Annotated in this window: 13 protein-coding genes, 10 tRNA genes, 1 rRNA gene and 1 pseudogene; 24 read left to right on the top strand and 1 reads right to left on the bottom strand. The window is 38.0% G+C overall.

Annotation, left to right across the window (positions count from 1 at the left end; genetic code table 11):
* The 11 genes from rrf to NYQ66_RS10060 form a co-directional block, all read left to right on the top strand.
* Positions 1-94, top strand: a 5S ribosomal RNA gene (rrf, locus tag NYQ66_RS10010); the annotation flags it as partial.
* A gap of 75 nt (positions 95-169) precedes the next feature.
* A tRNA-Asn gene (locus tag NYQ66_RS10015) sits at positions 170-244 on the top strand.
* Between the two features lie 3 nt (positions 245-247).
* A tRNA-Thr gene (locus NYQ66_RS10020) sits at positions 248-321 on the top strand.
* Positions 322-346: 25 nt separating this feature from the next.
* A tRNA-Glu gene (locus tag NYQ66_RS10025) sits at positions 347-421 on the top strand.
* Positions 422-456: 35 nt separating this feature from the next.
* Positions 457-532: transfer RNA gene (locus NYQ66_RS10030), tRNA-Val, on the top strand.
* A gap of 3 nt (positions 533-535) precedes the next feature.
* Positions 536-611 (top strand) — tRNA-Thr (locus NYQ66_RS10035).
* A gap of 14 nt (positions 612-625) precedes the next feature.
* A tRNA-Tyr gene (locus NYQ66_RS10040) sits at positions 626-711 on the top strand.
* 48 nt (positions 712-759) lie between these two features.
* A tRNA-Gln gene (locus NYQ66_RS10045) sits at positions 760-834 on the top strand.
* A gap of 88 nt (positions 835-922) precedes the next feature.
* Positions 923-995 (top strand) — tRNA-Lys (locus NYQ66_RS10050).
* Between the two features lie 140 nt (positions 996-1135).
* Positions 1136-1210: transfer RNA gene (locus NYQ66_RS10055), tRNA-Gly, on the top strand.
* Positions 1211-1218: 8 nt separating this feature from the next.
* Positions 1219-1294 (top strand) — tRNA-Ala (locus NYQ66_RS10060).
* 134 nt (positions 1295-1428) lie between these two features.
* Here NYQ66_RS10060 and NYQ66_RS10065 read toward each other — a convergent pair.
* Positions 1429-1593, bottom strand: a complete 165-nt coding sequence (locus NYQ66_RS10065) for an aspartyl-phosphate phosphatase Spo0E family protein (protein ID WP_259869227.1) — start codon at positions 1591-1593, stop codon at positions 1429-1431.
* A gap of 161 nt (positions 1594-1754) precedes the next feature.
* Between NYQ66_RS10065 and sigW the strand changes: the two genes are divergently transcribed.
* The 13 genes and pseudogenes from sigW (at position 1755) to NYQ66_RS10130 (ending at position 14612) form a co-directional block, all read left to right on the top strand.
* Positions 1755-2318 (top strand): RNA polymerase sigma factor SigW, encoded by a 564-nt coding sequence (gene sigW, locus NYQ66_RS10070; protein ID WP_259869228.1) that lies wholly within the window; start codon positions 1755-1757, stop codon positions 2316-2318.
* A gap of 6 nt (positions 2319-2324) precedes the next feature.
* Positions 2325-2948 carry a zf-HC2 domain-containing protein gene (locus tag NYQ66_RS10075; protein WP_407652069.1) on the top strand — a complete coding sequence of 208 codons (624 nt, stop codon included), beginning with the start codon at positions 2325-2327 and terminating at the stop codon, positions 2946-2948.
* Positions 2949-3126: 178 nt separating this feature from the next.
* A complete protein-coding gene (gene cdaA, locus NYQ66_RS10080; protein ID WP_259869355.1) occupies positions 3127-3948 on the top strand; it encodes a diadenylate cyclase CdaA in 822 nt (273 codons plus the stop codon).
* Entirely contained in the window at positions 3941-5179 is a 1239-nt protein-coding gene (locus tag NYQ66_RS10085; protein WP_259869231.1) for a CdaR family protein, read from the top strand. The genes cdaA and NYQ66_RS10085 overlap by 8 nt, the downstream gene beginning before the upstream one ends.
* A gap of 210 nt (positions 5180-5389) precedes the next feature.
* The gene (gene glmM, locus NYQ66_RS10090) at positions 5390-6736 is read left to right on the top strand and encodes a phosphoglucosamine mutase (protein WP_259869232.1); all 1347 of its coding nucleotides are present in this window, start codon (positions 5390-5392) and stop codon (positions 6734-6736) included.
* Between the two features lie 525 nt (positions 6737-7261).
* On the top strand, positions 7262-9064 hold the full coding sequence (gene glmS, locus NYQ66_RS10095) for a glutamine--fructose-6-phosphate transaminase (isomerizing) (protein ID WP_259869233.1): 1803 nt from the start codon (positions 7262-7264) through the stop codon (positions 9062-9064).
* A gap of 220 nt (positions 9065-9284) precedes the next feature.
* On the top strand, positions 9285-9767 hold the full coding sequence (locus tag NYQ66_RS10100; protein ID WP_407652072.1) for a sigma-70 family RNA polymerase sigma factor: 483 nt from the start codon (positions 9285-9287) through the stop codon (positions 9765-9767).
* Positions 9760-11313 (top strand): sigma-E factor regulatory protein RseB domain-containing protein, encoded by a 1554-nt coding sequence (locus tag NYQ66_RS10105; RefSeq protein ID WP_259869235.1) that lies wholly within the window; start codon positions 9760-9762, stop codon positions 11311-11313. Before NYQ66_RS10100 ends, NYQ66_RS10105 begins: the two co-directional genes overlap by 8 nt.
* Before the next feature lie 202 nt (positions 11314-11515).
* Entirely contained in the window at positions 11516-11647 is a 132-nt protein-coding gene (locus NYQ66_RS10110) for a YpzI family protein (protein ID WP_259869236.1), read from the top strand.
* 56 nt (positions 11648-11703) lie between these two features.
* A pseudogene (locus NYQ66_RS10115) lies at positions 11704-12053 on the top strand (iron chelate uptake ABC transporter family permease subunit); the annotation flags it as partial.
* A 38-nt stretch (positions 12054-12091) separates the two neighbouring features.
* Positions 12092-12856, top strand: a complete 765-nt coding sequence (locus NYQ66_RS10120) for an IucA/IucC family C-terminal-domain containing protein (protein ID WP_259869238.1) — start codon at positions 12092-12094, stop codon at positions 12854-12856.
* Positions 12857-13157: 301 nt separating this feature from the next.
* A complete protein-coding gene (locus tag NYQ66_RS10125) occupies positions 13158-13793 on the top strand; it encodes a helix-turn-helix transcriptional regulator (RefSeq protein WP_259869239.1) in 636 nt (211 codons plus the stop codon).
* Between the two features lie 18 nt (positions 13794-13811).
* Complete coding sequence (locus NYQ66_RS10130; RefSeq protein WP_259869240.1) at positions 13812-14612, top strand: pyruvate, water dikinase regulatory protein; 801 nt, start codon at positions 13812-13814, stop codon at positions 14610-14612.
* Positions 14613-14664: the final 52 nt, after the last annotated feature.

Consider the following 14664-nt stretch of genomic DNA (forward strand, 5'->3'; position numbering starts at 1 on the left):
TCACACCTGTTCCCATGCCGAACACAGCAGTTAAGCTCTTCAGCGCCGATGGTAGTTGGGGCATTGCCCCTGTGAGAGTAGGACGTCGCTAGGCCGACTAAATAAAATCAACAACGAATAACAGCTAATTTGAGAAGCAGACTAAATTTTATTTAGTAATTGAAATTATTCCACAGTAGCTCAGTGGTAGAGCAATCGGCTGTTAACCGATCGGTCGTAGGTTCGAGTCCTACCTGTGGAGCCATTTGCTTCCATAGCTCAGTTCGGTAGAGCACTTCCATGGTAAGGAAGGGGTCGCCGGTTCAAGTCCGGCTGGAAGCTCTGTGATTTATCAGTTTTTTTATATGGCCCGTTGGTCAAGCGGTTAAGACACCGCCCTTTCACGGCGGTAACACGGGTTCGAATCCCGTACGGGTCACCAATATTTTTTGTGCCAGCAAAATAACTTTCTATTGTGGAGGATTAGCTCAGCTGGGAGAGCACCTGCCTTACAAGCAGGGGGTCGCAGGTTCGAGCCCTGCATCCTCCACCATATGCCGGTCTAGCTCAATTGGTAGAGCAACTGACTTGTAATCAGTAGGTTGGGGGTTCAAGTCCTCTGGCCGGCACCACCTTTTCCAAATATGGAGGGATAGCGAAGTTGGCCAAACGCGGCGGACTGTAAATCCGCTCCCATCGGGTTCGTAGGTTCGAGTCCTACTCCCTCCACCATATAAGATTTTATGAATAGTGCATATAATAATAGGCACTTATTTTTATTGGCCCATAGCCAAGCGGTAAGGCAACGGTTTTTGGTACCGTCATGCGCTGGTTCGAATCCAGCTGGGCCAGCCATTTATTTTTATAAGTAATTAAGATGAAATAGGGTTTATTTTAGCTTTGTGAGGAAAACATAGCAATATAAGAAATAACTTTAAATCACGAGCCATTAGCTCAGCCGGTAGAGCATCTGACTTTTAATCAGAGGGTCGGAGGTTCGAATCCTCCATGGCTCATCAAAAATGCAATATGAGTATGGATTCTCACCTACGGTTCCCCTTCTCTTTAATGAACAAAAAGGAGAGAAGGACTAGCCTATGGCGTCGGAATCCTCCATGGCTCATCAAAAATGCAATATAATAAATTATTATGGAGTGCGGAAGTAGTTCAGTGGTAGAACACCACCTTGCCAAGGTGGGGGTCGCGGGTTCGAATCCCGTCTTCCGCTCCACTATAATTGGGGCCTTAGCTCAGCTGGGAGAGCGCCTGCTTTGCACGCAGGAGGTCAGCGGTTCGATCCCGCTAGGCTCCACCAATACATATCATATAAAAAGCTAAGGATTGAATACAACTAGTTGTAATTCAATCCTTTTTGTGTAGAACTAATGTGATTATTGATATTCATTCTATTTGTTAGTAATCTAATTATAATAGGTAAAGGACATAAGACTAGTTTACAACTAATTCAATTTGAACTAATTCATTTAATAAGTTATCTAAACGCTTACTGGCATCCACTACTGCATCCGATGTGTACGCTTGCTCGCCAGTCAACTCGATCATTTCCATACGACAGTTTTCTATTTTTTGTAAAAGATACAATTTTTTATCCATAAGGACCTCCTGAGTTGATATAATAACTTTATAAAATAGTACCCGAATAATAATTATGCTAAACATACCAATAAATTTGAAAAAAATCTAAAAAAATTGAAACCTCAAGGTAGTGTCACTCGTAATAGAGGTGACCGCATTAGTAGCGGAGGTATATAGAAATGGATGCGAAAATAAAAGAAATAGTAAAGCAAGTGAAAAAAGGAGATCAATCTGCGTTTGAAGACATTGTTAACTTCTATCAAAACAAAGTATATCAAATATGCTTTCGGATGGTCGGTAACGCACATGAAGCAGAGGATTTGGCGCAGGAAGCTTTTATCAGGGCGTATGTAAATATTCATACCTTTGATGACAAAAGAAAGTTTTCTACCTGGCTTTATCGTATCGCGACCAATTTATCAATTGATCGGATAAGAAAGAAGAAGCCAGACTACTTTCTTGATGCCGAAGTAAAAGGGACAGATGGATTAGACATGTATTCTCAACTTCCTGCAGAACAAGCATTACCTGAAGAAGAAGTGGAGAGTTTAGAATTGCAATCCTATATTCAACAAGAGATCATGCAACTTCCTACCAAATATCGAAGTGTTATTGCATTACGGTTTGTGGATGAACTATCCCTTATAGAAATTAGTGAGATTCTGAATATTCCAGTTGGTACTGTAAAGACCAGAATCCATAGAGGGAGAGAAGCACTTCGGAAAAGGCTTCGTCATGTATAAAGGAGTGTGAACAAATTGAGTTGTAATCATACAATCGTAGAATTAATGCATAAATATCTTGATAGGGATTTGACAAAGTCAGAGGAAGATCTACTACGTTCTCACTTGCAATCATGTCATGCTTGTCAAAGTCATTTTCATGAATTAAAAAGAACTACAACCTTATTAAACAGTAGTAATGATTTAAAACCGTCGGTGGATTTCACTGCTAAAGTAATGGCAAACCTGCCGAAAGAGAAAAAGCGTGTAGGCTATATGAGATGGTTCAAAGGCCACCCTGTTCTTACCGCGGCAGCTATCTTCTTTATTCTAATGTTCGGTAGTATCTTTTCTGCTTGGGATCAGGATAACCAACTGTCTGTATCTAAAGATAAAAATCTGATCATCCAAGAAGATACAGTAATCGTTCCTGAGGGAGTAACGATTGAAGGCGATTTAGTAGTGAAAAATGGTAGTTTGAAAATAGATGGTTCCGTCGATGGTGATGTTGTTATTATAAATGGCGAGCATTTAATGGCGTCTGCTGGTAATGTTAGTGGAGAAATAGAATATGTAAATCAAGTATTCGATTGGATCTGGTATCACTTAAAAGATTTCGCTAAAAATGTTTTTGCATTTACAAAAAAATAAGGGACTAAATAACCTTTGTTGCAGATGAATGTAACAAAGGTTATTTATACGTTTAGAAGACTGTTACGTTAGGCTTAACTTGCCCCATTATTGATTACGAAAAAAATATGCTATAATGGATGAAGTCATTATTTCACAGATAGGAAGAGGAATCCAATGGATAGAAGGTTGTGTCACCATGCTTGATGGGGAACTAAATATACTAAACCTATTACGTATCGGCGTAGATATAGCCCTTGTCTGGTATGTATTGTATAAACTACTTATGCTTATTAGGGGCACGAAAGCAATTCAATTACTACGTGGTATTTTTGTAGTATTGGGTATATATCTCGTAAGTAATGTATTCGAATTAAAAACGGTACAAATGATTATTTGGCAAGTGATTATGTGGGGTTTTCTGGGGATTATTATCCTATTTCAACCTGAATTAAGAAGAGCATTAGAACAACTAGGAAGAGGTAGCTTTTTCTCTAGAAACAGTCATTCTGAAGAAGAAAGTTTAAATCAAATTATTGAGGCGATTAATAAGTCATGTTCCTATATGGCTAAGCGAAGAATTGGTGCTTTAATAACGATTGAACGCGAAACTGCGATGGGTGATTATATTGAGACAGGGATCCCGATTAATGGAAAGTTGACTAGTGAGTTATTAACTAACATTTTTATTCCAAATACACCATTACATGATGGTGCAGTAATCATTAAACAAGATCAAATTCTAGCGGCTGCATGTTATTTACCGCTTTCTGAAAGCCCATTTATTTCTAAAGAATTAGGTACAAGACACCGTGCTGCAATGGGTATCGGGGAAGTTACTGATGCATTAACGATTGTAGTATCAGAGGAAACAGGACAAATATCTTGTACAAAAAATGGCGAATTACATCGAGATCTAGATCAGGAAAAACTTGTAGAATTATTACGCAGAGAGCTAGATACACAGTATAAAGCCCCTACATCAAAAAGTTGGAGTTGGAGGGGGAAGAAGAATGGATGAATGGTTAAAGAAACCGTGGGTTATTCGAGTTGTTTCATTAGCTTTAGCGGTTTTATTATTTATCGCTGTTACCTTAGATCAACAGGAACAACAATCTGATTCATCATTTCCTTTATCGATTAGTAGTTCGGAGGAAACACAGACAATCGAAGAAGTACCAGTAGAGATAAGAATAGATGAAGATAGATATGTAGTTAGTGGGGTTCCAGAAACAGTATCTGTCGGGCTGCAAGGATCTGTCAGTCAGGTAACATCTACAGCAAGACAACAAAATTTTGATGTGTTTGTAGATCTGGAAGAATTAGAACCAGGAACTCATACTGTGCCGATTAGATATTCAGGCATCTCTAGTAGTATAACAGTGTATATTGAGCCAGAACAGATTCAAGTGACAATTGAAGAAAAAGCTTCTGACGAATTTGAGGTTTCTGTAGATTTTATCAATGAGGCACAATTACCAGTTGGTTATGAGTTAGGCGATGTTACTGTGGAACCATCAGCTGTAAGGATTACAAGTGCAAGAAGTATAGTGGACAATATCGCTATAGTGAAGGCATTTGTTGATGTAAAAGATGCGGACGAGCCTATCGAGCTTAGTGATGTTCCTGTAAAAGCATATGATAATCAAGGGAATGAACTTCAGGTACGGGTAGAACCATCCACTGTGAGTGTATCGGTAGATGTTCGAAGCCCAAATAAAGAAGTTCCAATTGATATAGAGACTACTGGTGAGGCACAAGAAGGCATTAGCATAAGCAATATGGAGGCAGACCCAGAGGTAGTTCAAGTGTTTGCGGCTGACGGAGTGCTTGAAAATATAAGTGCTGTTAGCACACAGGAAATTGACCTTTCTGAAATTACCGAGAATACTACACTTGAAGTGCCAATTGAGGTTCCAACCGATATTCGAAAAACGAATATTGAAGTTGTAACGATTTTGATTGAAGTAGAGAGAACAATTGAAACAACGTTTGAAGAAGTTCCAATAGAGGTGGATAATCTTGGAGAAGATCTTTCCATCTCATTTGTGGAACCACTTGAAGGTGAACTAGATGTGACTGCTTTAGGGCTTGAGGATTTAGTGAATGAACTAAGTCTTGATGATATCCGTTTATTTATTGAAGTGGAAGAAAATCAAGCAGGTGAATACACATTGCCACTCCGTATAGAAGGCCCTGAGGGAGTGGAATTGGAAACAGAAATAGAGAATGTTACAGTTCTGATTGAATAACTTATCTAACTATTACTCAAATAAATACAACATGAATTAACCAATTTGAAAATATGAGAGCGAAGTTGTCTATACTGCTTATAAGAGACGTTAACCTAATGTAGAAAGTTATCTCCAAAGAAAACGCAATAATATTATTAAACTTTTATATTTTGGGGTTACCGTATGCACTCATAGGTTTTAAATAGGAAAGTAAAGGAGAGGTCCATTATGGGAAAATATTTTGGAACGGACGGAGTTAGAGGAATTGCGAATAAGGAGCTCACCCCAGAGTTAGCATTTAAACTCGGACGGTTTGGTGGCTATGTACTTACAAAGGAAACTTCGAAGCCAAAAATATTAATTGGACGTGATACACGTATTTCCGGAAGTATGTTGGAAAGTGCATTAGTAGCAGGGTTATTATCAATCGGAGCTGAAGTAATGCGCTTAGGAGTTATATCCACTCCTGGGGTTGCATTTTTAACGAAAGCAATGAGTGCTGAAGCAGGTGTTATGATTTCCGCTTCTCATAACCCAGTAGAAGATAACGGAATAAAATTCTTTGGTCCAGATGGTTTTAAGCTCACTGATGCAGAGGAAAATGAAATTGAGGCACTGATTGATGAGGAAGAGGATACGTTGCCTAGACCAGCCGGAGAGCATCTAGGTCAAATTAATGACTATTTTGAAGGTGGTCAAAAATACATTCAATACCTTAAACAATCGGTAGATTCTGATTTTGAAGGTTTACATATTGCGCTAGACTGTGCACATGGTTCTACATCTTCATTAGCTCCGCATTTGTTTGCCGATTTAGAAGCAGATATTACCACCATAGGTACGTCACCAGATGGTTTAAACATCAATGACGGTGTTGGTTCAACACACCCAGAAACATTACAGGCGCTAGTATTGGAAAAGAAAGCCGATATTGGTTTGGCTTTTGATGGCGATGGCGACCGATTGATCGCAGTAGATGAAAAAGGAAATATCGTAGATGGCGACCAAATTATGTTTATATGTGGAAAGTATTTAAATGACAAAGGACTATTACGTCATTCTACAGTTGTCTCGACAGTGATGAGTAATATTGGTTTCTATAAAGCATTAGAAGCAAACGGCATGAAGAGTGATAAAACTTCTGTTGGCGACCGATATGTGATGGAGGAAATGCGCAAGGGTGGTTATAACCTAGGCGGCGAACAGTCAGGGCATCTGATTTTCCTAGATTACATTACAACAGGAGATGGGATGCTGTCAGCTCTACAATTAGTCAATGTAATGAAGGTAACTGGAAAAACCCTATCGGAATTAGCAGGTGAGATGGAAAAGTTTCCACAAGTACTGAAAAACGTGCGCGTAGTAGATAAAAATGAAGCGTTGGTTAACTCTAAGATCCAAGAGGCAATTGAGAAAGTTGAAGCGGAAATGGGAAGTGAAGGTCGTGTGCTCGTGCGCCCTTCTGGAACAGAGCCGTTAGTTCGAGTGATGGTGGAAGCACCTACAATTGAAGAATGTCATCGTTATGTGGATGAGGTTGTTCAAGTAATTGAAGAGTTGCTTGGAATGGAGTAAGAGAAGAGCACTAGTAGTCGTGTTTAACGGCAACTAGTGCCTTTTTTATGGGAATAAATAATGGAAAGATTCACACTTAAAATATGGTATTCATAAGGTATAGTGTTAAGTTAGTTGCATTGTATTGGTAAATGTATTATTAGATTGCCATTACAAGAAAACTCAAGTAAAATGGAATAAGTTCCATGCATTATTTTATAATCTAGGTAAGAAAATAAAGCAAGGAATTTATTCAAATGAATAAAGGAGGATCGATGTAAGTTACAACAATATAAAGCGCCTGGACTATTTCCGAACGAAATGGAAAATAGTTGACGAGGAGGAGGGTTATCGAGAAAGTTCGGCGGATACCTCCCGGTTGTCTAACATCTCAACCGATATGTTTTTATTTGAAAACAAAGAGGTGACTCTTTGCACAAGAATAAAAACAGGATGTTACCAACATTAACACGAGAAAGGGGCAAATAGGCCCCTTATAAGAAAGGTTGTTTGTTTGCCCCTTATTTACTGAGGAGGAAACACAATATGTGTGGAATTGTAGGATATATTGGTAACAATAATACAAAGGAAGTACTACTGAACGGTCTTGAGAAACTAGAATATAGAGGATACGACTCTGCAGGGATCGCAACATTAAACGAAAATGGGATTCATGTAACTAAAGTCAAAGGTCGTATTGCAGCGTTACGTGAAAAAGTAGATGCTGAATTACATGCAACAATGGGAATTGGCCATACCCGCTGGGCGACACACGGGGCACCAAGCGAAGATAATGCCCACCCGCACCAAAGCGCGTCTGGTCGATTTACCATCGTTCACAACGGTGTAATTGAAAACTATTATGAGATTCGTGATGAGTATTTAACAGATGTTTCCTTGAAAAGTGAAACAGACACAGAAATCGTTGTTCAATTAATTGAAATTCTAAATAAAGAATACAATGACGTTGCAGAGGCATTTCGTAAAGCGGTAGCTCTATTAAAAGGTTCCTATGCGTTTGCTCTTATTGATGAACAAAACAAGGATCAAATCTACGTTGCAAAAAATAAAAGTCCTTTACTAGTTGGATTAGGCGATGGATTTAACCTTGTTGCGAGTGATGCAATGGCGACTTTAAAAGAGACAGATCAATACTTGGAAATTCACGATCAAGAAATAGTGATTGTGAAGCGTGATCAAGTTGAGATTCAAACTTTAGAAGGGGAATCAATTGATCGCAAGCCTTACACTGCACAAATCGATGCAACAGACATTGAAAAGGGAACATACCCACACTTTATGCTTAAAGAAATTGATGAGCAACCACCTGTTATTCGTCGTATTATCCAAGAATATCAGGATGACCATGACAATATAAAATTAGATCCAGAAGTGCGTCAAGCGATGCGCGATACGGATCGTGTCTATATTATCGCAGCAGGAACTAGTTACCATGCAGGTCTTGTCGGTAAACAGTTTATGGAGAAATTAGCAAATGTACCAGTTGAAGTGCACATTGCGAGTGAATTCTCTTACAACATGCCACTACTATCTGAAAAGCCGTTATTCGTCTTTATTTCTCAAAGTGGTGAAACTGCCGATAGTCGTTCGGTATTAGTTCGAATCAAAGAATTAGGACACCCAGCGTTAACAATTACAAACGTTCCGGGTTCCACCCTTTCTCGTGAAGCAAATTATACGTTACACCTTCATGCTGGACCAGAAATTGCCGTTGCTTCTACAAAAGCATACACAGCTCAAATTGCTGTATTAGCGATTTTAGCGGTAGATACTGCAAAAGCAAAAGGTTTAGATTTAGACTTTGATCCATTACAAGAGCTAGGAATCGTGGCAAGTGTAATGGAATCACTTACAGACCAAAAAGACGAATTTGAAATGTTAGCGAAAGAATTGTTTGCTGAAACACGCAATGCTTTCTTCATTGGTCGTGGAATGGATTATTATGTTGTGCAAGAGGCAGCATTGAAACTAAAAGAAATTTCTTATATTCAAGCAGAAGGCTTTGCAGGCGGTGAATTAAAGCACGGCACGATCGCTTTAATCGAAGATGGTACACCAGTAATCGCTATTAATACGCAGGCGAATGTTAACCTATCTATTCGTGGTAATGTGCAAGAGGTGGCTGCACGTGGAGCAAAGACATGTGTTGTTAGCCTTGAGGGCCTAGAAAAAGATACGGATTCATTTGTTGTGCCACAAGTGCATGAATTATTAACACCACTAGTAAGTGTAGTACCTATGCAGTTACTAGCATACTACGCAGCACTTCATCGTGATTGTGACGTGGATAAACCACGTAACTTGGCGAAGAGTGTAACGGTGGAATAGGAAATGTAATAAAGCCCTAGGAATTGAAGTCCGATTCCTAGGGCTTTTTATGTTAAAACTTTTTTTGAAAAAATCAAAACCCAATAGCACTACATATCGTCTAAAAAATAGCACGCAAAAAAGGGGGGGATTTTACTTGGATGCAAAGGAAAAAAGAAACGAAAAGGTCCCAGATAAAGTATTCAAAATAGATGATAAAGAAGAAATACTACGTTGGCTAATGGATGAATATGGTCAAATGGTAGTTAGAATCGCGTTTACATATATGAAAGAGCAACAAGCGGCAGAAGACATAGCACAGGACGTCTTTATAAAATGTTTTCAAAAGATGGATACGTTTCGTAACGAATCAAGTTATAAGACATGGATTTATAAGATAACGGTTAACAGATGTAAGGACATGTTAAGAAGCAAATCCGTTATTAATATATTTAAAGCTACAAAATTTATGGGATCAACAGAAAAGTATAGTCCTTCAAGTGAAATTGAAGTCGTTCTAAGAGAGAGGGAAAGATGGATTGCAGAAAGGATATTGGCATTGCCAATTAAATTAAGAGAATGCATTGTTTTATTTTACTATGAGGAATTGCGAATTGAAGAAATAGCTGAATTACTAAATATAAATCAAAATACGGTAAAATCAAGGCTATACCGTGCAAGACAGAAATTAAAAACACTGATAGGTGGTGAAGGTGATGAATGAACTTGATAACCTACGAGAAAAAATGAATCGAACAGTGTTAAAAGATCTAAAGTTTGAAGAAAAACATAAACGAGCCGTATTAAAAAGCGTAAGCAGAGATGGGAGAAAAGGTATTCCATTAAGGATGGTAAATATGGCAGTAAGCATTGCACTTACGTTAGCTGTTATATCTGGGTTAGGCTATATCGTTGGTCAGAATGTAGGTGGAATGAATGAAAGTAAATTGAATAATGAAACGGTCGTAGGAAGTAATAAGGATCCAAATCAAATAAAAACCGATTTAACAGAACAGAATCCTGTATTAGCAAATCCAGAGCAACACGAAGAGTTTGATGGAAACATGACAAAAGAAGAAGTGTTGCTAAGGCTTATAAATACAGTAGATCATTTCGATACTGCAACAGGCAAATTTGAATACAAACAAGAAAATAGTGAAGTCATGCAAGTAGAATATAAAGTTAGTTTAATGGAACCTGTTGGAGGCTATAGCTTAGATGATCATGGTACTACTTACTATAATGGGGAACGTATGTGGGAGCTAGATCAAACAAGAAATTACACAACCTTGCCTTATTCTCATAATAATGGTGCACCTCCTCTTACACTAGAAGAAGCTTTTACCAAAGATAATGAAGGCCATCATATGACGCTATATCGAGATCATCCTCCATTAGGTCTTGGAAGTAAGTCTCTTTTTCCATATGAAATAGCATCCAACTATACGAGGGATTTAGCGCAATGGGAAATAGAGAACCAAAATGAAGAATTACTTGGGCATAATGTCATTGTTTTAAAGGGAAATTTAAATACAGTTGGAGCAAAAAGCTTCAGGTTTTGGGTTGAAAAAGCAACAGGAATTCTTATGAAATATGAAACATATGACGAAACAGGAGAAGTTTTAGAATTTGTCCATCCAATTGAACTAAACATTAATATCCCCATTGACTCGCAGGATTTTATACCAGACCTAGAAGGTTATCAGGAAAGAAGTAAGGCGATGGAGACGGAACAGGACCCCGGAGATAAGGAAATAATAAATATTGCTGGTGCAAAAGGTTTCGATGAAGAAGGTTCAAAAAAGGTTCAACAGGTATTGGAGCAGATACAAGAAAATATCCCATATCTATATGAAATAAAACATAAAGACTTTACATTAATATCGGCGAGCCTAGAACAGTATGAGAATTATAAACAAGGTGCTTTATACTATATGCACAATGATAATTTTAAAGAAGAAAGTACAGAGTCAAAAATGCTAAATATTAGATTCTATCATAAGGACTCTTATGTAAGAGAGAGCGGAACAGGATTTACCAAGCAAAAAGGGAAACCAGAAGCGATTTTTGAGATGAATGATATTTATTGGGAAGAATACACACTTCCTACTGGAAATACTCACTTTATTGGAGAGAAAGGTAACTATATTTACGAGGTAGTTAGTCAAGATTTAGCAGTATCTGCAACGAAAGAGTATTTAGAGTCATTTGTACCAACGAATGAAATAGAGACTGGCTTGTTATTTAATACTTTAGCTGTACCTTGCTAAGAGTGCGTCAGACACGGGAAATATGTGAATGCAATGTAAGCGGCTGTGAGAGACCTTATTTATACAGTAATCACAGTGGCCAAGAAGAGAACAATCAGGAGTAATCAAGCATACCTGTTTTTGTTCCATCTACCGACTTCATTCGTTACAAGAATGATTCTGTTTTCTTTTCTCATACTAAGAAAGAAAGGAGGCGGGTAAAATGGGAAAAGATAGACAAGAAAAAAAGCTTAGAAAATCAGGTAAAGTGGAGTCAGACCGTGATCAGAGCCTTAATTATGGTGGTGCAACAAGAATAGAAGAAAAGGAACAAGCTAATAAACGAAGACTATAATTCCATTGTTTTTTGTAGCTTAAAAAAGGCGCAACTTATATTACATAAGTTGCGTCTTATTTAAATTTTCAACGATTCTATTTGCAACAATAATCGACGCAAAAGAATTAGGTGATGATGTTGCAACTGCGCTAGGTGTAAAAGTACAATTATACCGTGCAGTAGCTTTTGCGGGAGGAATAGGGTTTGTAGGTCTTATTGCACCACATATTGCAAGGATGATGGTTAGTCGTTCTTTTGCGGGTTTAGTGCCCATATCTGCTTTACTAGTGGTATCATTGTAGTGTTGGCTGCCTTAGTTGCAAGGACAGCTTTCCTACCCCTAGATATTCCTGCTGGTGTATTTACTTCAGGGATTTGCGCGCCATTTTTCATTTATTTATTGTATCGAAATAGAAATATGTAAGGCTACTAAAACTTAGTTTCACATTTGAGGTGTAAATCATGTCTAATCTTTTATCAAAAAGTGAAAAACAATATGTAATTGATCACTTTCGTATTCTTGATCAACCATTAAATGATGAGCTATTTTCGTTAGAACAATTGCTTGATGAGGAGTTCGTGAAGCTATTTATAGAGGATATAAAAGTTCAGTTAAAGACACCATATGCATTTGTTGCGGCATCCCAACTAATGAAACGAATCGGTTATTTATTTACCGTTCCTGGATTTTATTCTATGACTGTATATAACAAAGCGTTGAATCTTCAATTAACTAATTGTGAATTAGTTAATTACTATAGTGAGCAGGGAGTATGGTTACCGCATTTGCGCTTAAAGGACTTCTCGATCTCAACCCCTGAAAATGGGGAAAGATATGAATGGAGAGAAAGTGTTGTAGAGGGAATAGGAAAAGATATCGCACGTATTATTACTACGGTTTCAACTGTCTCCTCAGTGCCTAAACCGATACTGTGGGAGAATGTGGCAGTTTACATGTACTGGCTTTATGAGCAAAGAATGGGAGAAGAAAGGGAAGACCTCCCGCATCGGGACAGTGACTTTTGCTACCTAGTGCAGCAGGCCTCACCGCAATTATTTAACGAAAAAAGAAACCCGTTCAAACAATTTTACAAGCCAAAGAAACAAGTGGATGAAACGAGATTACGTCGAACGTGTTGTTTTTATTATGCACAAAACCAAGATGGTACATGTTGTTCCACATGTCCGAAGAGTGAACAGGAATTGAAGAAGTTACCTTTAAAATGATGTGATCATTATCTTTTATAAGTATCAGAAGGCCAACGTACGATAGGGTCTTTTTTTACGGAAATTTTTAATGAAAAGTCATGCTATAAATCAGGATTATTTTTACAGTAATCAAAAAATAGAGTAGGATAACCTAACCATATAAATAGTGTACATTATTTAATTAATTATGCTATACTAATCAATATTGAAACAGACCGATTTTCCACTTAATGCGAAAATAAAGCTAATAGTACATCATAATGAAAATAAATACCTATGGGCCTGTTCAAGTATTCATGGGATAGACAGGAGGTTGGGTATGTTTGACTTCACCAATCGACAGATGAAAATTGTAGAAATAATAAAAACGCATGAGCCGGTCACTGGGGATCAAATTGCTGATATGCTAGGTGTTAGCAAGGCTACGATTCGCTCTGATTTAGCAGTATTAGTTATGACAGGATACCTTGATGCGAAGCCAAAGGTTGGTTATTTTCTAGGTAAAAGCTTAACGGATCAGGATAATGCTATGGATCGCTTAAATGATATTAAAGTGAAAGACGTACAAGGGTTACCTGTTGTGGTGCAGGGGACAACAACGGTCAATGATGCTGTGGTAACGATGTTTTTAGAAGATGTTGGTACTTTAGCTGTAGTCGATGAAAGTGGCTATTTAGAGGGGATTGTATCTAGAAAAGATCTACTAAAAGTAACCTTAGGTAATGCCTCAGCTTCCTCTATGCTAATTAGTTTGGTCATGACAAGACAACCTAACATTATCACGATTCTTGAAGAAGAGACTGTTGTGGAAGCGGCGCGAAAAATGGTCCACTATCAATTTGATAGTTTACCTGTTGTTCAAGCAACCGATGATCCTAATAAAAAACAAGTAATGGGTCGTATTACAAAAACAACGATGACAAAACTCTTGTTAGAGGCAGCGACAAAGTCTTAATGAAGAAGGGAGTCCATTATGTCTATTATCTATGTTTGTTCTGATGCGGTGGGGGAAACGGCAGAAGCTGTCGCACACGCCACATTAAGACAGTTTACCAATCAAAATGTTCAATTGAAGCGATATGGACATATCCAAACAGAAGAAGAAATACAAGATATATTAAATCAAGCTGCAGAAACAGGTGGCTTTATTGCCTATACATTAGTCCAACCAGAGCTAAGAGAAAAGATGAAACAAGAAGCGATTTTGAGAGAAATAAGAGCGGTCGATGTCATGGGACCGATGATGCAAGCATTTATTGATACATTCAATGATTCTCCAAAACCGGAACCTGGACAACGGCAGGTACTTGATGAAGCATACTTTAAAAGGATTGAAGCGATTGAATTTGCTGTAAAATACGATGATGGAAAAGATGTCAGAGGATTGCTAAAAGCGGATGTCGTTTTAATCGGGGTATCAAGAACATCGAAAACACCCCTAAGTATCTTTTTAGCGCATAAAGGGATCAAAGCAGCAAACTTACCAATTCTGCCAGACACCACTCCACCAATGGAGTTATTCCAAACGAAGTCCAAAAATCAATTAGTTATAGGCTTAACTATTGAACCTGAACATCTTTTAAAAGTTAGGACAGAACGGTTAAAGGCATTGGGACTACCAAATCAAGCGAAATATGCATCTATGGAACAAATTAAGAAAGAATTGGATCAAGCGGATTCAATTATGAAGCGGCTTAACTGCCCGGTGTTAAATGTGTCCGATAAGTCTATTGAAGAGACAGCTGGAATCATCATGAGTCATTTTTCTAAATAACCAAACCTCTTACGAAGAGGTTTCTCATAAATAAAAATAACAGAATATTGGA

The organism is Aquibacillus koreensis (genome assembly GCF_025154055.1).
GTDB lineage: Bacteria > Bacillota > Bacilli > Bacillales > Amphibacillaceae > Aquibacillus_C > Aquibacillus_C koreensis.

Coding starts and splice junctions, on each gene's coding strand:
- NYQ66_RS10125 (WP_259869239.1), top strand. CDS start 13,158: ATGTTTGACTTCACCAATCGACAGATGAAAATTGTAGAAATAATAAAA.
- NYQ66_RS10130 (WP_259869240.1), top strand. CDS start 13,812: ATGTCTATTATCTATGTTTGTTCTGATGCGGTGGGGGAAACGGCAGAA.
- NYQ66_RS10100 (WP_407652072.1), top strand. CDS start 9,285: ATGGATGAATATGGTCAAATGGTAGTTAGAATCGCGTTTACATATATG.
- NYQ66_RS10120 (WP_259869238.1), top strand. CDS start 12,092: ATGTCTAATCTTTTATCAAAAAGTGAAAAACAATATGTAATTGATCAC.
- sigW (WP_259869228.1), top strand. CDS start 1,755: ATGGATGCGAAAATAAAAGAAATAGTAAAGCAAGTGAAAAAAGGAGAT.
- glmS (WP_259869233.1), top strand. CDS start 7,262: ATGTGTGGAATTGTAGGATATATTGGTAACAATAATACAAAGGAAGTA.
- NYQ66_RS10085 (WP_259869231.1), top strand. CDS start 3,941: ATGGATGAATGGTTAAAGAAACCGTGGGTTATTCGAGTTGTTTCATTA.
- cdaA (WP_259869355.1), top strand. CDS start 3,127: ATGCTTGATGGGGAACTAAATATACTAAACCTATTACGTATCGGCGTA.
- NYQ66_RS10065 (WP_259869227.1), bottom strand. CDS start 1,593: ATGGATAAAAAATTGTATCTTTTACAAAAAATAGAAAACTGTCGTATG.
- glmM (WP_259869232.1), top strand. CDS start 5,390: ATGGGAAAATATTTTGGAACGGACGGAGTTAGAGGAATTGCGAATAAG.
- NYQ66_RS10110 (WP_259869236.1), top strand. CDS start 11,516: ATGGGAAAAGATAGACAAGAAAAAAAGCTTAGAAAATCAGGTAAAGTG.
- NYQ66_RS10105 (WP_259869235.1), top strand. CDS start 9,760: ATGAATGAACTTGATAACCTACGAGAAAAAATGAATCGAACAGTGTTA.